Genomic DNA, 17,624 nt, shown 5'->3' on the forward strand with positions numbered 1-17,624 from the left:
TGCTGTTTAAAGAAGCTTTGCCGCAGCAAGCTTCAGGCACTCTCCGAATGCCGTCAGATCGGTATAGAGTTCCTCAGGTGCCGCATCTCCAACGATGATGGCCCCGCCCCGGCGCAGGATGCTGCCATGAAGCATGAGGTTGTCGACCATGTCGAAGTTCTCGACTGAAAGCCCGTCGGGTCCTCTGTAACGCCCATCATCGCTGAGTGAGACATCGCCGGCATAGTGATCGTGGATGCGGGTGAAATGGTTCTTCGCCATATTGGTATAGGCGAACACCGGCTTGCCGAGAGCGCACATGAAGCCGAGCTCGAAGCTCGTACCGACGTCGGCGGCAATTCCCCGGAAGGGCGTCAGGTTGGCAATGACAGCGTCCGCCTCAAGCATCATATGCTCGTCGATAGCGTTGATATTGCAGCCGTGGCCGGTCTTTGTGTCGGCAGGCGGAATTTCAAGATCGCCGGGAGACAGTGGGGTGAAGCCGGCGTCTCGGGCAAGCTGTGCCTTCGCATCCAGCATGTCGCGCGCGTTGGAGAGAAAGACCTCAGGTCCCGCGAGATAGATTTTCTTGGTCATGGATATGGGAATTTTCGTCATTGGCAGGAATTTGACGTCAACCTAGACCGCGACCGCCTGACGAGGCAAGAGCGCCTGGAGCATCGGCCCGAAAATCGAGATCGATTTTCGCGATGACAGGATGCGACTCGTCAAAAAAGATGAGCGTCCTTGGCGCGTCCAGTCACACCCCACCGCGCTCCAGGGTCAAAAGCGGTATCGCCAGCAGCCACTTTGCGCTATAGCCGGAACCGGAAGACGCGTAACCGGAGTACCAAATGGCTGCCAAGATCCGCTATCATGAAGGCGATATTTCTGCGAGCGATGCCGCCCGCTATACAGGCGCAATCGCCGTCGATACGGAAACGCTTGGTTTGGTACCGCGTCGCGACAGGCTGTGTGTAGTACAGCTTTCACCCGGCGACGGCACGGCCGACGTCGTACGCATTGCCGCCGGGCAGAAGGAGGCGCCAAACCTCGTCGCGATGCTGGAGGATCCGAGCCGCGAGAAGATCTTCCATTACGGTCGCTTCGATATCGCCGTGCTGTTCCACACCTTTGGCGTGACGACGACGCCGGTCTTCTGCACCAAGATCGCCTCCAGGCTTTGCCGGACCTATACGGACAGGCACGGTCTGAAGGACAATCTGAAAGAGATGCTGGAGATTGACATCTCCAAGGCGCAGCAATCTTCCGACTGGGCGGCCGAGACGCTTTCCCCGGCGCAGCTCGAATACGCCGCATCCGATGTTCTTCACCTGCATGCGCTTCGCGACAAGCTCACCCACCGGCTGATCCGTGACGGTCGCTACGACCACGCCACTGCCTGCTTCGCCTTCCTGCCCACACGGGCAAAGCTCGATCTTCTGGGCTGGGACGATACCGACATCTTCGCCCATAGCTGAGACGGTCCGTGGCAACGCCACACGCTTATGGTTAGCAGTCGATTAACGATTCCCCGTCATGATTGCTCTTAATGATTCGTTCGCCTGCTTTCGAAGGGTAGGCTTTGGACATCATTCCCCGGTGGTGCGGATGACGAGCAACGGCTCGAGCGCATCCCTGAGCATCAAAGCTGCGACGCGATGACAGCGGATCAACGCGCTTCGGACCAAAGGAAGAGCGCGCCATGTTGCCGCCCGTCAGTGCCGTCACAGCAGGAGAATTTTCCTCGCAGACTGCGGGGCAGAAGCAGGATGCGGTCAGTTCGCCGGTCAATCAGCCAAATGTCCCTCAGGCCATCTCCGATACCTCACCCAATCCCCCGGTCGTCGCAGCACGCGCCGTCTCCGGCGAAGCGGAGCTTCACCGCACCGGAACCGTGCTGACAGAGGTTCTGGGCTCGCTTCTGGGAATGGAGCGCCTGGAGGGGGAAGATGCCGAAGCCTATGTGAACCGTCTCACCTCGGCCCTCCAATCTCTCCCATTGGCGCAGAAAGCTGCACTTGAACAGCAACTGGGAAAGCTGCTGAAGGGCATGACGATTGCGCTCATGCTGGACATTCTGAAAAACAACGCCGGACCCAATGCCGCAAGACTGGCGGTGATGCTGGAACTGGCCCGTGTCGGCCAGTCGAAGGATGGCGTGAAGGTGGCGCTGCCGCCCTATCTTCAGGATCTTATGCCCGACAGCCCATCCCTTACTCCTCTGCCGATCAAAGTGCCCGCGCCAGCCTTGCAGGGTCCTCGACCGCCGCTCTCCCCGGACCAAAGTGTCTCTTCGCCAGGTAAACCTGTGACCCCCGCTCTGGCACCAACAGGGGGCGTGACAGACGACGTACCTGCTCCGACATCCCATGCTGCTCAGACCTCAACAGAGGTATCTGCAAGACCGACGGCGCAGACGCCTCTCCTTCCGCAAAACGCCACGTCAGCGACGGCTTCCACTCCCGCAGCCCTCGGTGCGCCTCAAGCTTCCCCGCCCGTACCCCAAGCGCAGGCGTCTGCCCCACCCGCTCTGTCCACCAACGCCGGATCATCCATCGCCCTTCCCCCGAATGCGGAGCTACCGATGGTGATGCCAGATGGTACGATGGATGATGCTGCTCTCGCCTCGTTCTTGAAAGCGGACGCGGCGACGATTGCGGCGCAGATTCGTGCCGCGAGCCCGCAGGACATGGAGAAACTGCTACTGGCTGTGCTGCTGGGTAGACTGCCTGAGCGCGCCGATCCGCTTGCAGACACATCTGCGCTGCCAGTCCTACCGCACGAAGAAGGCTCCAATGCCGAGGCCACCAAAAAGCAGCAGGTCATGACAACCGGACAGCCGCAAGCGCACGCCACCGACGCACCGAGTGAAGAGACAGCCACCGAGATCCTGCGCCCAGAAGCACAAATAGCTGCCCGCAGTTCGGTCGCCGCCGACGGCAAGACCCTCGTCTTCGAGCAGGCTGCACTTCAATCCGCCGTCGCCTCGCTGGTGACAAAGCCAGGCACACCGCTCCCCTTCGTCAACTACCCGATCGAGGAGCAGAAGCGCGATGAGGAGGCACCGCCCCGCGGTCGCTGGCCCTCCTCTGAAGGAGAAGGCGAAGGCGAAGCTGGCGAAGAGGCCGGACACGGCCAAGCGGACCAGAACGAGGCGAAGCAAGATCATCCAGACGATCTATCCGGGAAGGAAGAACGCGTGGCGGCCAATGATGAGCCGGTCGATCACTCGGTCTCCGATGGCGCGCGCGAAGATGGCCGCGTGGGCGATGCCGAATCCTACTATCTGCGAATGGGCAACTTCGCCTGATCTACTGGCGAGGACCCCATGAATTGCACCTCGCCCCCTGACAGCTGGAAATCACTGCAACAAAAAACCCGCCGGATCGCTCCGGCGGGTTCTTATAAGCTTTAGAGGCTGACGATTACTCGCCGCGGTTCTTCAGAGCCGCGCCAAGGATATCGCCGAGCGAAGCGCCGGAGTCGGACGAACCGAACTGAGCGACAGCTTCCTTCTCTTCTGCGATTTCCAGAGCCTTGATCGAAAGCATGACCTTGCGATCCTTCTTGGAGAAGTTGACGACGCGTGCGTCGAGAACCTGACCAACCGAGAAACGCTCAGGACGCTGATCGTCACGATCGCGTGCTAGGTCGTTGCGGCGGATGAAGGAGGTGATGTCTTCGTGGTTGACGAGCTTCACTTCGATGCCGCCTTCGTTGACGCCGATGACTTCAGCGGAAACGACAGCGTTCTTGCGAAGTTCGCCAGACGTTGCAGCTTCGCCGACGGAATCCTTGCCGAGCTGCTTGATACCGAGAGAGATACGCTCCTTCTCGACGTCAACGTCCAGAACGACAGCCTTGACGACGTCGCCCTTGTTGAACTCTTCGATGACCTGCTCGCCCGGACGGTTCCAGTCGAGATCCGACAGGTGAACCATGCCGTCGACATCGCCTTCGAGGCCAATGAACAGGCCGAATTCGGTCTTGTTCTTGACTTCGCCTTCAACTTCAGTGCCGGCCGGATGGCTGTAGGCAAATGCCTGCCACGGGTTTTCCAGCGTCTGCTTGAGGCCGAGCGAGATACGGCGCTTGGACGGATCGACTTCGAGAACGACAACGTCGACTTCCTGGCTCGTGGACAGGATCTTGCCGGGATGTACGTTCTTCTTGGTCCAGGACATTTCGGAAATGTGGATCAGGCCTTCGATGCCCGGCTCCAGCTCGACGAATGCACCGTAGTCGGTGATGTTCGTGACCGTACCGGAGATCTTCTTGCCAACCGGGTACTTGGCGGAGATGCCATCCCACGGATCGGACTCGAGCTGCTTCATGCCGAGCGAGATACGGTGGGTTTCCTGGTTGATGCGGATGATCTGAACCTTGACCTGCTGGCCAATGTTGAGGATTTCCGAAGGATGGTTGACGCGGCGCCATGCCATGTCTGTGACGTGCAGCAGGCCGTCGATGCCGCCGAGGTCAACGAACGCACCGTAATCGGTGATGTTCTTGACGACGCCGTCAACAACCTGGCCTTCTTCGAGGTTCTGAACGATTTCAGAACGCTGCTCGGCACGGGACTCTTCGAGAACCGTACGGCGCGAAACGACGATGTTGCCGCGACGCTTGTCCATCTTGAGGATTTCGAAGGGCTGCGGGTTGTGCATCAGAGGCGTGACGTCGCGGATCGGACGAATGTCGACCTGCGAACGCGGAAGGAAGGCAACAGCGCCGTCGAGATCGACCGTGAAGCCGCCCTTGACCTGGTTGAAGATAACGCCTTCAACGCGCTCGCCAGCTTCGAACTTGGCTTCGAGCTTGACCCAGCTCTCTTCGCGGCGAGCCTTCTCGCGCGACAGAACGGCTTCGCCCAGAGCGTTTTCGATGCGCTCGACATAAACTTCGACTTCGTCGCCGACTTTCAGCGTGCCGTCCTTGGACTTGGCACCGAATTCCTTGAGCGGAACGCGGCCTTCGACCTTGAGGCCAACGTCAACAATCGCGACATCCTTTTCGATGGCCGTTACGATGCCCTTGGCAACGTAGCCTTCGGCCAGGTCGTTGGAAGCAAAGGACTCTTCGAGCAGGGCTGCGAAATCGTCGCGCGTGGGGGTAGCTACAGACATTAAATCTCCTGAAGTGTCCGTTTCATCAAGGGACACACAAGCGCCGGGGGTTTGCGTTGATCATTCCCGAAATCCATGCCCGCCTTGTCGTGCAAGGCTTTCCGGCGCAGGGCATGCTTTCGGGACATTCCAGAACGGAAATCGGACCTGCCGGTTCCCGTGCAATTCTCATTTCTTCAGCGCGGCATCGATAATCGCTTTTGCCGCTTGAAACGCCGCCTCTATACTCATTTCCGACGTATCAAGCAAGTGCGCGTCTTCTGCTGGTTTCAAAGGACTATCAGACCGGCCCATGTCCCGCTCGTCACGCTTCTTCACATCTGTGAAAATTGCTTCGTAATCGGCAGCACCGCCGCCCGCGACAATCTCGTCATAACGTCTCCTGGCGCGGATTTCGGGCGAGGCCGTCACGTAGAGCTTCACCGGTGCCTGCGGGCAGACGACGGTGCCAATATCGCGCCCATCCAGAACCGTGCCGGGCTCGCGCAAAGAAAAGGCACGCTGCGCCGTTACCAATGCGCGCCGCACGGCGGGCATGACTGCAATCTTCGAGGCCGCCTCGCCCACCTCATGTCGCGAAAGAACCGAGCGATCCAGTCCGGCGAGATCGAGGTGGAGCGCGGTCTCTTCCGCAATCGCCTCGTCATCCAGAGGCTTGCCCGCATCAAGAAGTGCCTTGGCGGTGGCGCGATAGGTCAGGCCGGTATCGAGGTGATGGAAGCCGTAAACCTCGGCGATCTTGCGCGAAAGCGTACCCTTGCCTGCAGCCGCGGGGCCATCGATGGCGATGATAAAAGTCATGGGAATAAAATCTCGAATGGACGTTTGTCTCGGCTGCGGGCTTTATCATAAAGAATGCGAGCATTCACCCCGAGAGCGGCCGAAAACTTCCACCCCCGTAATCCCATGCAGTTTATCTTTGACAGGCACCACGCCAGGGATTAAGGGGACCGGCTATAAATTTACCGTCTACTGCCGAATTCACGGCGTTAAGACCGAACTCATTCAAAAATTCGAGGCTTTGACAGTGGCAAAAGCGGAACTTGGAACCAAGCGCACCGACCCCGATACCGGCAAGAAATTCTATGACCTGAACCGCGACCCGGTTGTCTCTCCTTACACCGGCAAGTCCTGGCCGCTTTCCTTCTTCGAGGAAACGACGGCTCAGGCCAAGATGGAACAGGCCGAGGAAGAGGACGTGCAGGAAGTCGATACCGAAAGCACGGACGTCGAACTCGTTTCGCTGGAAGACGCCGATGGCGACAACACCAACGACGAAGTTCCTGATGATATCGGCGATGACGATGTCGAACTGGACGATGACGACGACACCTTCCTCGAAGCCGATGAAGATGACGACGATGACGACGTCTCCGGCATCATCGGCGTCGGTGGTGACGACGAAGAGTCCTGATTTTCAAAGTTTTTTCGCCCGGCCACAAAAAAATGTTGCCGGGCGAACTTTTCGGCTTGCCATCTTCATTCATGAGAAGTATCAAGCCGCCACCGAACGGAAACAACCGCTTCGGTTCCCGGAACCGGATAAACATACCGGAACCCTTATGGGGCTATAGCTCAGCTGGGAGAGCGCTTGCATGGCATGCAAGAGGTCAGCGGTTCGATCCCGCTTAGCTCCACCAAACTTTCCAGCGACTGATTCAAATCTCACCAATCGCAAGTTTCGCATTGATCGCTGCTTCCATCCGAAACGTGTTATCGATTTCCCTTGCTATTCCGCTGCAAAGAGCGGCTATCTCTTCTTTTAAAGAGGAGAATCGAATGGCCAAGGGTCAAGTCAGAGGCAACAAGGAAATCCGCAAACCCAAGAAGGACAAGGCCCCACCGCCTGCCGCTCCTACTCTGGGTGCGAAAACTGTCGAGGCCAGCAAGCAGAAGAAGCCTCAGTAATTCTTCTCTTTCCCTCATGCGGCGCGGGTCTCTGAGCATTTGCCGGGACCCGCTACGAGGCGTAACGGTGTTAGGCCGCCACTAAAATAGTAGAGCCGTCGATGGCAGGAACCGGATCGAGAATACCGGAACCCTTCTCGAGTTACAGCTTTGCTGATCCATGACAATAACTGACTTGTGGCATGTCAGTCATGGAATAAGCAAAATCAACTCACTTCTGCACTCGGCAAGCTCACTCCTCGTCCCCATCATCCCCCGAAAGATGATTGCGCGTCGACTGCTTCACTTGCCCCACATGCGTAATCAGCCCCGAGATCACGATAGGATCCACGTCGGCCATCATGTCCTTCAGCCAGCCGTCATGGGCCTTTGCCATGGCGTCGAAGGTTGTGCGGCCCTTGTCGGTGAGGTGGGCGACGATGACGCGGCGGTCGTCGGGGAGGCGTTCGCGGATGACGAGGCCGTCTGCTTCCAGCCGCTCCACCAGGCCGGTGATATTGCCGTTCGTCACCATCGTGCGCTTGGAGAGTTCGCCAAGCCGCAGGCCGTCGGTTTCGCGGTAGAGCTGCGAGAGAAGATCGAACTGCGGCAGCGTGGCGCCGAATTCGCGGCGCAGGCGGCGGCGGATTTCCTGGGAGATGAGTTTGGTCGTAGACAGCAAGCGCAGCCACAGGCGCAGTTCCTGTTTCTTGCCATCCTGCGTATCGCTGATGATCGCTTCCAGATCGATAGCCGACATAACCCATCCCTTGTCCTGAAGTGTACCGCGGTCTCTCACAGAACCCGGGCCCTTCAAGTTTCTTGTTCTAACGCACGGCCCCGTAACGGCGAAACCTCTGCCTGCTTTTTACGAGACATGCTCTTATCGCTAGTCTAGAACACCATTCGTGCTGCGGGGTCAACTTTCTCAAAGCTTCAAGCAATGTTTCGGCAGCGGCAGACGGGCGATTGCGAGGTCTGGGGTTCTCAAGCTGGCATGCCTTCGTGGTGCAGTCCGCTTCCGATATATGCATGTACAGATTTGGCAAAATCTTCAGAGCAGCGCGGTTTGGCTGGGAGTCTCCTCAAGCCGCAGCTATGTCACTCACCTTGCTGATTTTAAGGCACCATCACGCCTCTTCAAACCTCTTCCGAAAAACAATTTAAGCTTAAACAAAATTCTTGCATATCCATATTTTTGGTCATAGGTTTTTCCCATTATCGCATCTGCTTCTTTCAGCAGCGCTGACGAAGCAGGAACAGACGGTTCAAAAAAGGGGAACTTGAATGACCGATGCTTCGATGATTGCAGGGCTTGCCAGCGGGTTGCTTTCCGGCAAGGTGAAGGTGGTGGATCTGACCGCGCCGCTTGGGCCGGACACGCCGGTTCTTTACCTGCCGCCGCAGTTCGGCAAGAACACTCCCAATGTCAAAGTCCACACCATTTCCGCCTATGATCAGGACGGCCCGTTCTGGGCGTGGAACTGGCTGGAGCTTGGGGAACATACCGGCACCCATTTCGATGCGCCGTGCCATTGGATAACCGGCAAGGACAATGCCGAAAACACGACCGACACCATCCCCCCGCAGAACTTCGTTGCGCCGGTCAATGTCATCGACCGCTCAAAGGAAGCGGCTGAAAACCCGGATTACCTGCTGACTGTCGAGAGCATTCAGGAATGGGAAGCCGAGCACGGCGCGATCGAACCCGGCACCTGGGTGCTGCTGCGCACCGACTGGTACAAGCGCAACAGCTCGACGGAGACCTTCCTCAATGCCGATGAGAACGGTCCGCATTCCCCCGGCCCAACAGCGGAAGCCATCGAATATCTTCTCTCCAAGGGCATCATCGGCTGGGGCCAGGAAACCATCGGCACGGATGCAGGCTCCGCAGGCGGCATGAACCCGCCCTTCCCTGCCCACAACCTCATGCACAAGGCAAACAAATACGGTCTTGCCAGCCTCTGCCATCTCGATCAGCTGCCACCAAAGGGCGCGATCCTGATTGCGGCACCGCTGAAGCTGGTCAAGGGAACGGGCTCGCCCGTGCGTGCGCTGGCGCTCGTCGTCTAAGCCAGCCTGGCACAGCCTTATCTATCGGTCGGAGACGTGGTTCACGCCTCCGCATCACCCCACCATGAAGATGCTGCCTTCGCCCCTCTGGAGTTTCCCATGGCTGATCCTGATTACATCATCGTCGGAAGCGGCATCAATGCGCTGGTGGCTGCGGCTCTCTTGGGCAAGAAGGGCAAGCGCGTCGTGCTGCTTGAGAGAAACGACCGCATCGGCGGCTGCCTGCGCACCGAAGAGATCCCCCTTCCAGGCTATCGACACGATGTCATGGCAACGACCATGGTTCTGTTTTTGACCTCACCTGCCTTTGCCGCTCTCGGCAGGGATCTGGAGGCGAGAGGGCTGGAATTCTGCCACACGTCGACGCCAACCGGCGTTCTACGGCCGGATGGCACGCATGCTATCCTTTCCATGGATCGTGCCCGCAACATTGCCCATTTCGATGGCATCTCCGAGGGGGACGGCAAGGCCTTCGACCGGGAGATGGGTCGTTTCGCAGGCAATGCCGGCTTCGTTTTCGGTTTGCTTGGCGGCAATCTCTGGTCCACGGCGACAGCCAAGCTACTTGGTCGCGAGGTCTGGAAACGGGGTTTGAAAGGGCTTACCGCATTTTTCGGTGAAGCCTTGGCGCCCGCGCGTGGCTATCTGGAAACCACCTATCGCTCCGAAGAACTACGCGGGCTCTTTGCGCCCTGGGCGCTGCATTGCGGCCTTGGGCCGGAAAGCGCCTATTCCGCGGAAATGACCCGCGTCATCGGCTTTGCCATCGAGGCGGCGGGTTGCCCAATCGTCAAAGGCGGGGCCGATAATCTGCTCGCAGCCTTCGAGCGGCTGATCACCGATCAGGGCGGCAGCATCATGCGCAACGCCGATGTCGAGCGGATCGATGTCGATGGGTCCGGCAAGGCCGTCGGCGTCACGCTCGCCGATGGAAAGCAATTGCGCGCAGCCCAAGGCGTCATCGCATCGGTCACGCCACACCAGCTTTACGAGCGCCTGCTCAGCGCCTCATCCGCCACCCTTCCCCAGCCCGTGCAGGAAGGACTTGCCAGCTATCGATACGGCAAAGGCAACATGCAGATCCATTATGCGCTGAAGGCAGCCCCGCGTTGGCGCGCCGGGGAAGAACTGAGCATGGTGGCGCTACTGCACCTGACCCCTGGTCTCGATGGCGTGTCCCGTTCAGCCAATGAAGCCGAACGCGGCCTTCTTCCCGCAGAACCGACGGTCTGCGTCGGCCAGCCGACATCGCTTGACCCCAGCCGCGCGCCGGATGGCGCTGCCATTCTCTGGCTGCAGGTGCCGGACACGCCGCGCCATATCAAGGGCGATGCGGGCAATGAGCTTGCCTGCCCGACGGACGGCCGCTGGACGGAAGCGCTGCGAGAAGCCTTCGCCGATCGCATAGAGGCGATGCTGCGCGCACAGATCGAGAATTTCGACGAGATCGTTCTGAAGCGCCGTGCCTACGCGCCGACGGATCTGGAGGCGATGAACATGAACCTCGTCGGCGGCGATCCTTACGGCGGTTTCTGCGGGCTCGACCAATTCTTTCTCTGGCGTCCGTTCAAAAGCTCGGTTAACCACAAGACCCATGTTGCGGGGCTTTACCATATCGGGGCGTCCACGCATCCAGGTCCGGGTCTTGCAGGCGGCTCCGGTTTCCTGCTCGCCTCGTCTTTGCGCTGATAAAGGGATGAAATCACATGGATAACGGCTTTTCCGTCGAATTCCTCGGAAATCCCGACGACCAGACCAAACGCATTCCCAGCCTCGGCGAGATCGGGCTCAACAATTTTGCGCCCTACATCATGAACCGCATCATGGCGCGGTGGAACGCGAACCTTGCCGAAGACATGAAGGCGCGCGACGTCACCACCGTGAAGATGCGCGCCCTTGCCGTCCTTAACGTCTCCTCGTCGCTCACCATCAACGAGCTTTCCGTCTTCGCCGTCACCGAGCAATCGACCATGAGCCGAACGCTGGATTCGCTTGAGGAACAGGGCCTCGTGCGCCGCGTACCGCGTGCCGACGACATGCGGGTGCGCGATGTGACAATTACCGATGAAGGCCGCGCCGTGTTCGAGGATGTCTGGCCGATCATGTACAACGACATGTGCCGGATGTTCAAAGACATCGACGACGAGGAATATCGCGCTTTCGTGACCACTCTGCACAAGATCCTGCGCAATATCCGTCGTCACGATATTTAAAGGCAATCGGTCAGCCGCTTTGACGCAGGTCTCCGCAGGCGCAGGCATCGTTTGCCGCTTCCGCCTGCCCCGTCACCTCAACTGCCTCCCATTTGCGCAGCCGCGATGTCTTGCCGATTCCCGGATTGAAGCTGTTGGTTGGGTCCAGTTGACGGTAAAAGGCCTTGAGTGCTGGCTTTGCCTCATAGAGGTGGCCGACATTGTGCTCCGCCGGATATTCTGCGCCGCGCACGTCCAGCGTTTTCATGATCGCGTGCTCCAGCGCTTCGCAATCCACACCCTTATGCACCAGATATTCCTGATGCATCACCTGGCAGAGAAAATGGCCAACGTAGATTTTCAGCGCAATCTTGTCGCTGATCTCTTCTGGCAGCGTCTCGAACCAGTCGATCGTATCGCGTGGCAGGGCGACGTCGAGCGCCACGATATCCTCGATCGTCCTGCGATGAACGGCGCGGTAACGCACCACGGCGCCTCCCGTGACAAATCGGTTGAGGAAGGCCGCCTTTCCCTCTTCCTTCGTGCATTCCAGAAAGTCACCGTTGAGGGCCGGGAAGATCGAATTCAGGTAGTCGCGCATTTCCGCAATGCAGGCACCACCGGTGCGAAACATAAGGTGATGCGCATAGCGGTCGCGATAGTCGATGAGACGCCGCGGCAGGTGTTCGGGTAAGAGCCGGCTCAAAGTCTGAAGCAGACGATCCGATAGCGTCTTGCCAAGCCCGAGCATTTCGGTGACGCCATCGAACCAGCTTTTCGCCGCATAGGCGCGAGGCACATTGACCGAACCAAACTTCTGAATGAAGACGAAAAGGTCCTTGCCGTAGGTCTGCGCTGCGCCAAACGCATCGGCATGCATATACTCGCCAGCAATCGGCAGGTTACGAAACTGGCCCAGCACGTGGCGACGGATCGTCTGCAGCACGGCAGGGTCGTTGCTACCCACGTAGAAGACCTGCTCTTGCGCCTCGGCAGCAAAGGTATCCATGCGCACCGCAAAAACGGCCACCTTGCCGGCAGAGCCGGAAACCTCGTAATGCCGCCTCGGATCTGCGTTGAAACGCGCGGGCGTGGAGGCATCGATATCGCGGACATAGTTTGCATATTCGCGGTCGGATGCCCACGCGCCGTTTTCGTCGTGGATGTCGGCGGCGGTGTAGTCGCCGCGGTCCAGACGCGCCAGAACATCTTCCGGGTTCTGTCCAAGTTCCACGCCGAGATGGTTGACGAGCTCGAGCTTGCCGTCAGCATTCACCCGCGCAAACAGCGAAAGCTGCGTGTAAGCCGGGCCGCGATGGACCAGCGAGCCGCCGGAATTATTGCACACACCGCCCGTCACCGAAGCGCCGATGCAGCTTGAGCCGATGACGGAATGGGGCTCGCGCCCAAGCGGCTTCAATCGGCGTTCGAGACTTTCAAGCGTCGCACCCGGCAAGCATATGACCTGCGCACCATCGCGGATCAGATCGACGCGCGAGAGGCGCATGGTGTTGATGATGACGATTGGCCGGTCATAGCCGTTTCCGAAGGGCGTGGAACCGCCAGTCAGACCGGTGTTTGCGGCCTGAAGGATAATCGCCAAATCGGCGTCCACGCAGGCTTGCAAGACATGCCACTGTTCCAAGAGCGTGCCCGGCTGAACGGCTGCAGCAATCTCCCCGTCTCCGTAACGATAGCCGGTGCGGAAGCGACGGGTGGCGCGGGCGCCGACGTGAACATGGCTGTCGCCTGCAATGCTGCGCAAACGTTCGATGAGGGTCGTGATCATGGAAGGAGCCTTTCGATCCTTGCAGGCCGTCCATCTCCTCAATACGGGACATCATGCTGATATCGTGGTCGGCCTGGTACGGCAGGTCGCGTTATTTTAGGAGGAGTCCGGCGGGTGTAAATCCGCTGTTGCCTGATAGGGGTATAACATTAGCAGATAGCGAAACCATTACCTGAGCGTCAAGAGCCGGATAAACTCGGAGGCTGCCGGTGGCAGGGGTGTGCGGGTGCGGGTAATCAGCTCATAGGCCTGGCTCTTGGAATGAAGCCTGAAAGAGAGTTTGCGGGCAATGCCGAGACCCGCGAATACATTGGCAACATCATTGGAAAGCAGAGCAACGTAGTTCTGGCTGGACTGAACCAGAGACATGGTTGCGAAGGCGGATCGCGTCTCGACAAGCGTGCGGGGAAAGGCAAGACCCGCCTGCTGATACTCCTGTTCCAAAGACAAGCGCATCGGCATTCGAGCCGTGTAGACGATCCAGCGCGAGTCGGAAAAGTCGGTGAGCGTTACGCGCTTGCGCCCCACCAGCGGATGCGCCGGATTGGCGACGACCGTCAGAATTTCATCCTGAAAGGCAAAGACATCGTAGAGTTCGGGTGTCGGACTGACCGAGCTGCGACCAATCACCAGATCGAGATCGCCGCGATCGAGTTGGCGCAGAAGCTCTCCACTCGTATCCTCCAAAATCTCGATCGACACGCTTGGAAATCTTTCGGTGAAGGCAAGCACGGCCTCCGTCACCAGCGGCACCGCACCCATGATGGTGCCGACCCGCAGCCGGGCCCACTCTCCGTCGGCAATGTGGCGCAACTCCTCCTGAAAGCTTCGAACCTGAGACATCATCACCTTCGCATGGCGGATGGCGCATTGACCTGCGGGTGTTGCCGACAGCCCGCGATTGGTGCGTATGAAAAGCTGCTGCTGCGCGGTTTCCTCTATTTCCTGGAGGCTTTTGGTGGCCCGAGGCTGGCTCATGCCGATACGTGCGGCGGCAGCCTTGAGCGAGTTGGCATCATCGATGGTAGCAAGCAAGTGGATCTGCCGCATCGTGAGACGGCCAAGCCCGCGCATCGTCTGATCCATCATCATGTATTCCCTCCCGTTATACCCATATCGACACTTAGCGCATTTACGAGGGGAAATATATCGATATCGTCGTCAACCAACGCACAAGCTGCTGGCTCTCGCGACGACCCTCACAGGGCCGGCAGGGGTCGCTTGCGCCGAATTTGGGAGGTTAGACGTGCCACTGATAAACTACATCACCCGTGTCCAGTTCGGATATGGTGCGCTTGAACTTTTGGCAGACGAGCTTGCACTGGCAAAAATCGACAGAGCGCTGATTGTCAGCGACAAGCCGATATCGGCGCTCGGGATGGTAGAACGGGTTCGCGCGCTCGTCGGCAACAAGGTTGCGGGCATCTATGACGAAACGCCCGGCAATCCCAACGAAGTGGCCGTACGCGCGGCAACCGAGCTTTTTGTCTCCAGCGGCGCGGACGGTCTGATCGCAATCGGCGGAGGCTCAGCGCTTGATCTCGCCAAGGCGGTCGCGGTGATGGCAGCGCATGACGGACCGCTTAAGACCTTTGCCGCAATCGAAGGCGGCACGGAAAAAATCTCCGCCAAGACATTCCCTGTGATCGCCATTCCAACCACCTCTGGCACAGGAAGCGAAGTCGGGCGCGGCGCGATCATCATCCTCGAGGACGGCCGCAAGGTCGGTCTCCTATCGAACTATCTTGTACCGAAAGCGGCAATCTGCGATCCGGAACTGACGCTCAGCCTCCCCGCCATGCTGACAGCGGCGACCGGGATGGACGCGATTTCCCATTGCATCGAGACCTATCTCGCCCCCTCCTTCAACCCGCCAGCCGATGGTATCGCGCTTGAGGGGCTGCGCCGTGCCTGGGGGCATCTTGCAGCCGCCACTTCAGAACCCGGCAACCGTGACGCCCGGCTCAACATGAGTATCGCCGCGACCATGGGAGCAATGAGTTTCCAAAAGGGTCTTGGCTGCGTTCACAGCCTCAGCCATTCATTGGGCGGCCTGAACCCTAAACTGCACCATGGTACGCTGAATGCGATTTTCTTGCCTGCGGTTCTGGAGTTCAATCGCTCGGCACAGACGGTAATCGACGAAGACAAGTTCTCCCGTCTGGCTCATGCCATGGGTCTTGCCGGTCCCGACGACGTGGTGCCTGCGTTGGAATCCATGACACGGCGCATCGGTCTTCCCGTCAAGCTCTCCGAGCTCGGCGTTGAAGAGAGCCTGTTTCCCGCAATCATCGCCGGCGCGCTGAAAGATCACACCCATAAGACCAATCCGCGCGAGGCTTCCCACGAAGATTACCAAGCGATGCTCTCACGATCCTACTGACATCACACACAGGTCCATGGCGCATTTTGACCGGCTGCGGAGCCAGGGTTGGGAGCCCTGAGCGCCGCGTGCGGCTTGCCTTTCACCGGGCGGCCATATGCCGGGCGCCATGACCGCGCGTGTGACCTGACTTGCAGACAACTGATTACTGTGGAGGAAATCATGTCAAAAACAGAAAATGGAAGCCTGGAGGCTTCCACCATGAAAGCCGTTCTCTGGCGGCTCATTCCCTTTGTTATGCTTCTTTATTTCATAGCCTATCTGGACCGCGTCAATATCGGTTTTGCAGCGCTGACCATGAATGCGGATCTCGGTTTTTCCGCGACCGTTTATGGACTGGGCGCCGGCATCTTCTTCATCGGCTATGCGCTTTTCGAAGTGCCGAGCAACATCTTTCTACACAAGCTCGGTGCGCGAGTGTGGATCGCGCGCATCATGATCACCTGGGGCTTGTTGTCCGGTGCCATGGCATTCGTCACCAATCCAACCAGCTTCTACATTATTCGCTTTTTGCTCGGCGCCGCTGAGGCTGGCTTCTTCCCCGGCATCATCCTGTACCTCACCTACTGGTTTCCGGCCAAGACGCGCGGTAAGGCCATTGGCCTCTTCATGGTGTCCATCCCGTTGTCGGCCATGATCGGCGCGCCGATCTCTTCAGCCCTTCTCGGCCTCGACTGGTTGAGCATGCGGGGTTGGCAGTGGATGTTCATTTTGGAAGCGATTCCCGCGGTTATCCTCGGCATCGTCACGATCTTCTACCTGACAGACCGGCCTGAACAGGCAAAGTGGTTGTCGCCCGGCCAGCGTGACTGGCTTTCGGCCAAGATGGCGGCCGAACGGGGCGCGATTGCCAATCAGCATGGTGAGAAGTCACTGAAAGCAGCCCTAATGGACAAGAAGGTCCTCGGCTTCGCATTCATCTATTTCTGCGTCGTGCTGGGTTCCTACACGCTCGGTTTCTGGCTTCCGCAGATGATCAAGAGCTTCGGCGAGATGAGCAACTTTCACATCGGACTTGCGACAGCCGGCGTCAACATGTTCGGCGTGGTGGCAATGATCTACTGGACACGCCGCTCCGATGCGCGGCAGGAACGCCTCGGCCATTTCGCCTTCGCCGTCATCCTCGCAGCAATAGGCTTTGGTGTCTGCGCGGCGACACTTTCGACCCCGATCGTGGCCGTGATCGCTCTTACCTTCGCCGGCATGGGCATCTTCTCCGCCCTACCCACCTTCTGGGCACTTCCGACGACCTTCCTGACAGGTGTCGGCGCGGCCGCAGGGATTGCGCTCATCAACTCCATCGGCAACCTTGCCGGTTATCTCGGGCCCTTCGTCATGGGCTATCTGAAGGATCAGACCGGCAGCTACTCGGCCGGATTGGTCATTGTCGCAGCACTTCTCGCCTGCGGTGCTCTGAGCCTTCTCTTCGTCACCCGGATGAAGGCACCATCTGCAAACACGCAGCATCCCGCCTAACCCAATCGTCCTCCCACGGACCAAGACGCTCCCTCTTTCTTCGAGGGGGCGTTTTGTATGTTTTGCAGCTGCGCTTTCGTGTCTTTCGCTGCTCGGCCTGAACTGCATGCCGATATCTGAGTTATCGAGTGGATGACCGTTCGAAACAATGAAATCAGAGCGAGTATGGCGAGATGCAGATAGACCATTTTATCCTTTCGCCAAGCGACTGGGTTCCCAATCATCCCACTTTGCCAGTTCTGGTCTATAGCCAGATCCGGGCGGATATGGATTCATCGGTTTTCGAGGACATGTTCCACGACAATGGCTGGACCGGCATCTGGCGAAACGGTGTCTTCGCCTACCATCACTATCACAGCGGTGCGCATGAGGTCCTTGGCGTCGGACGCGGTGAAGCAAAGCTGCAGATCGGTGGACCGGATGGAAAGATACTGGATGTGAGACAAGGCGACTGCCTGCTTCTGCCTGCGGGAACGGGGCATAAGCGGCTGGAAAGCTCGAGCGATTTTCAGGTGGTTGGCGCTTACCCTCCGGGGCAGGAGGCAGACATTCAGCGCGACGCGCCGAATGAGAAGATGCTGGCGCTGATAAAATCTCTTCCTGTTCCCGAAACCGATCCGGTGCTGAAAACATCCGGCGGCTTGGTCGAACTCTGGCGTTAGGCGATAACAACGAGCACAGGTGGCGAGGCCTCTGTCTTGAATGACGAGGCCTCG

General features: G+C 58.7%; 16 protein-coding genes and 1 tRNA gene. 11 read left to right on the top strand and 6 right to left on the bottom strand.

The annotated features are described in order from the left end of the window. Positions 1–6 precede the first annotated feature (6 nt). Complete coding sequence (locus tag PVA19_RS20925) at positions 7–576, bottom strand: nucleoside 2-deoxyribosyltransferase (protein ID WP_274104064.1); 570 nt, start codon at positions 574–576, stop codon at positions 7–9. Between the two features lie 257 nt (positions 577–833). Here PVA19_RS20925 and PVA19_RS20930 point away from each other — a divergent pair, with 257 nt between their 5' ends. Beyond that, positions 834–1,460, top strand: coding sequence for a ribonuclease D (locus tag PVA19_RS20930; protein WP_062597598.1), 627 nt, complete (start codon positions 834–836; stop codon positions 1,458–1,460). A 224-nt stretch (positions 1,461–1,684) separates the two neighbouring features. After that, entirely contained in the window at positions 1,685–3,292 is a 1,608-nt protein-coding gene (locus PVA19_RS20935) for a hypothetical protein (protein WP_274104065.1), read from the top strand. A gap of 115 nt (positions 3,293–3,407) precedes the next feature. Here PVA19_RS20935 and rpsA read toward each other — a convergent pair whose 3' ends face one another. Both rpsA and cmk read right to left on the bottom strand, forming a co-directional pair. Next, on the bottom strand, positions 3,408–5,108 hold the full coding sequence (gene rpsA, locus PVA19_RS20940) for a 30S ribosomal protein S1 (protein WP_062427705.1): 1,701 nt from the start codon (positions 5,106–5,108) through the stop codon (positions 3,408–3,410). Between the two features lie 168 nt (positions 5,109–5,276). Further along, positions 5,277–5,909, bottom strand: a complete 633-nt coding sequence (cmk, locus tag PVA19_RS20945) for a (d)CMP kinase (protein WP_274104066.1) — start codon at positions 5,907–5,909, stop codon at positions 5,277–5,279. A gap of 226 nt (positions 5,910–6,135) precedes the next feature. On the opposite strand from cmk, the gene PVA19_RS20950 reads away from it, so the two are divergent. The 3 genes from PVA19_RS20950 to PVA19_RS20960 all read left to right on the top strand — a co-directional run bounded on the left by PVA19_RS20950 (position 6,136) and on the right by PVA19_RS20960 (position 7,016). Continuing rightward, positions 6,136–6,522, top strand: coding sequence for a TIGR02300 family protein (locus PVA19_RS20950; protein WP_062427762.1), 387 nt, complete (start codon positions 6,136–6,138; stop codon positions 6,520–6,522). A 150-nt stretch (positions 6,523–6,672) separates the two neighbouring features. Beyond that, positions 6,673–6,748: transfer RNA gene (locus tag PVA19_RS20955), tRNA-Ala, on the top strand. A 139-nt stretch (positions 6,749–6,887) separates the two neighbouring features. Beyond that, complete coding sequence (locus tag PVA19_RS20960) at positions 6,888–7,016, top strand: hypothetical protein (protein ID WP_272865816.1); 129 nt, start codon at positions 6,888–6,890, stop codon at positions 7,014–7,016. A gap of 232 nt (positions 7,017–7,248) precedes the next feature. Here the strand turns inward: PVA19_RS20960 and PVA19_RS20965 are convergent, their stop codons facing one another. Continuing rightward, complete coding sequence (locus PVA19_RS20965) at positions 7,249–7,755, bottom strand: MarR family winged helix-turn-helix transcriptional regulator (protein ID WP_062427702.1); 507 nt, start codon at positions 7,753–7,755, stop codon at positions 7,249–7,251. A 527-nt stretch (positions 7,756–8,282) separates the two neighbouring features. Between PVA19_RS20965 and PVA19_RS20970 the strand changes: the two genes are divergently transcribed. The 3 genes from PVA19_RS20970 (at position 8,283) to PVA19_RS20980 (ending at position 11,281) form a co-directional block, all read left to right on the top strand. Beyond that, complete coding sequence (locus PVA19_RS20970; RefSeq protein ID WP_274104067.1) at positions 8,283–9,068, top strand: cyclase family protein; 786 nt, start codon at positions 8,283–8,285, stop codon at positions 9,066–9,068. A 99-nt stretch (positions 9,069–9,167) separates the two neighbouring features. Continuing rightward, positions 9,168–10,757 carry a phytoene desaturase family protein gene (locus PVA19_RS20975; protein ID WP_274104068.1) on the top strand — a complete coding sequence of 530 codons (1,590 nt, stop codon included), beginning with the start codon at positions 9,168–9,170 and terminating at the stop codon, positions 10,755–10,757. A 17-nt stretch (positions 10,758–10,774) separates the two neighbouring features. Beyond that, on the top strand, positions 10,775–11,281 hold the full coding sequence (locus PVA19_RS20980; protein ID WP_062445126.1) for a MarR family winged helix-turn-helix transcriptional regulator: 507 nt from the start codon (positions 10,775–10,777) through the stop codon (positions 11,279–11,281). Between the two features lie 10 nt (positions 11,282–11,291). On the opposite strand, the gene dld is transcribed toward PVA19_RS20980, so the two are convergent. Continuing rightward, the gene (gene dld / locus PVA19_RS20985; protein WP_274104069.1) at positions 11,292–13,049 is read right to left on the bottom strand and encodes a D-lactate dehydrogenase; all 1,758 of its coding nucleotides are present in this window, start codon (positions 13,047–13,049) and stop codon (positions 11,292–11,294) included. A 168-nt stretch (positions 13,050–13,217) separates the two neighbouring features. Then, the gene (locus PVA19_RS20990; protein WP_207774151.1) at positions 13,218–14,141 is read right to left on the bottom strand and encodes a LysR family transcriptional regulator; all 924 of its coding nucleotides are present in this window, start codon (positions 14,139–14,141) and stop codon (positions 13,218–13,220) included. 154 nt (positions 14,142–14,295) lie between these two features. Between PVA19_RS20990 and PVA19_RS20995 the strand changes: the two genes are divergently transcribed. From PVA19_RS20995 to PVA19_RS21005, 3 genes are all read left to right on the top strand, one after another. After that, positions 14,296–15,432, top strand: a complete 1,137-nt coding sequence (locus tag PVA19_RS20995; RefSeq protein WP_116494513.1) for an iron-containing alcohol dehydrogenase — start codon at positions 14,296–14,298, stop codon at positions 15,430–15,432. A gap of 162 nt (positions 15,433–15,594) precedes the next feature. Then, positions 15,595–16,908, top strand: coding sequence for an MFS transporter (locus PVA19_RS21000; protein WP_274104070.1), 1,314 nt, complete (start codon positions 15,595–15,597; stop codon positions 16,906–16,908). 173 nt (positions 16,909–17,081) lie between these two features. Beyond that, complete coding sequence (locus PVA19_RS21005) at positions 17,082–17,570, top strand: cupin (RefSeq protein WP_274104071.1); 489 nt, start codon at positions 17,082–17,084, stop codon at positions 17,568–17,570. Positions 17,571–17,624: the final 54 nt, after the last annotated feature.

It is taken from the genome of Agrobacterium sp. CNPSo 3708, from assembly GCF_028674915.1.
GTDB lineage: Bacteria > Pseudomonadota > Alphaproteobacteria > Rhizobiales > Rhizobiaceae > Agrobacterium > Agrobacterium cavarae.

What these genes read in the sequence shown, in the direction of transcription:
- PVA19_RS20925 (WP_274104064.1), bottom strand. Translation starts at nt 576, where the DNA reads ATGACCAAGAAAATCTATCTCGCGGGACCTGAGGTCTTTCTCTCCAAC.
- PVA19_RS20930 (WP_062597598.1), top strand. Translation starts at nt 834, where the DNA reads ATGGCTGCCAAGATCCGCTATCATGAAGGCGATATTTCTGCGAGCGAT.
- PVA19_RS20935 (WP_274104065.1), top strand. Translation starts at nt 1,685, where the DNA reads ATGTTGCCGCCCGTCAGTGCCGTCACAGCAGGAGAATTTTCCTCGCAG.
- rpsA (WP_062427705.1), bottom strand. Translation starts at nt 5,108, where the DNA reads ATGTCTGTAGCTACCCCCACGCGCGACGATTTCGCAGCCCTGCTCGAA.
- cmk (WP_274104066.1), bottom strand. Translation starts at nt 5,909, where the DNA reads ATGACTTTTATCATCGCCATCGATGGCCCCGCGGCTGCAGGCAAGGGT.
- PVA19_RS20960 (WP_272865816.1), top strand. Translation starts at nt 6,888, where the DNA reads ATGGCCAAGGGTCAAGTCAGAGGCAACAAGGAAATCCGCAAACCCAAG.
- PVA19_RS20965 (WP_062427702.1), bottom strand. Translation starts at nt 7,755, where the DNA reads ATGTCGGCTATCGATCTGGAAGCGATCATCAGCGATACGCAGGATGGC.
- PVA19_RS20970 (WP_274104067.1), top strand. Translation starts at nt 8,283, where the DNA reads ATGACCGATGCTTCGATGATTGCAGGGCTTGCCAGCGGGTTGCTTTCC.
- PVA19_RS20975 (WP_274104068.1), top strand. Translation starts at nt 9,168, where the DNA reads ATGGCTGATCCTGATTACATCATCGTCGGAAGCGGCATCAATGCGCTG.
- PVA19_RS20980 (WP_062445126.1), top strand. Translation starts at nt 10,775, where the DNA reads ATGGATAACGGCTTTTCCGTCGAATTCCTCGGAAATCCCGACGACCAG.
- dld (WP_274104069.1), bottom strand. Translation starts at nt 13,049, where the DNA reads ATGATCACGACCCTCATCGAACGTTTGCGCAGCATTGCAGGCGACAGC.
- PVA19_RS20990 (WP_207774151.1), bottom strand. Translation starts at nt 14,141, where the DNA reads ATGATGATGGATCAGACGATGCGCGGGCTTGGCCGTCTCACGATGCGG.
- PVA19_RS21000 (WP_274104070.1), top strand. Translation starts at nt 15,595, where the DNA reads ATGTCAAAAACAGAAAATGGAAGCCTGGAGGCTTCCACCATGAAAGCC.
- PVA19_RS21005 (WP_274104071.1), top strand. Translation starts at nt 17,082, where the DNA reads ATGCAGATAGACCATTTTATCCTTTCGCCAAGCGACTGGGTTCCCAAT.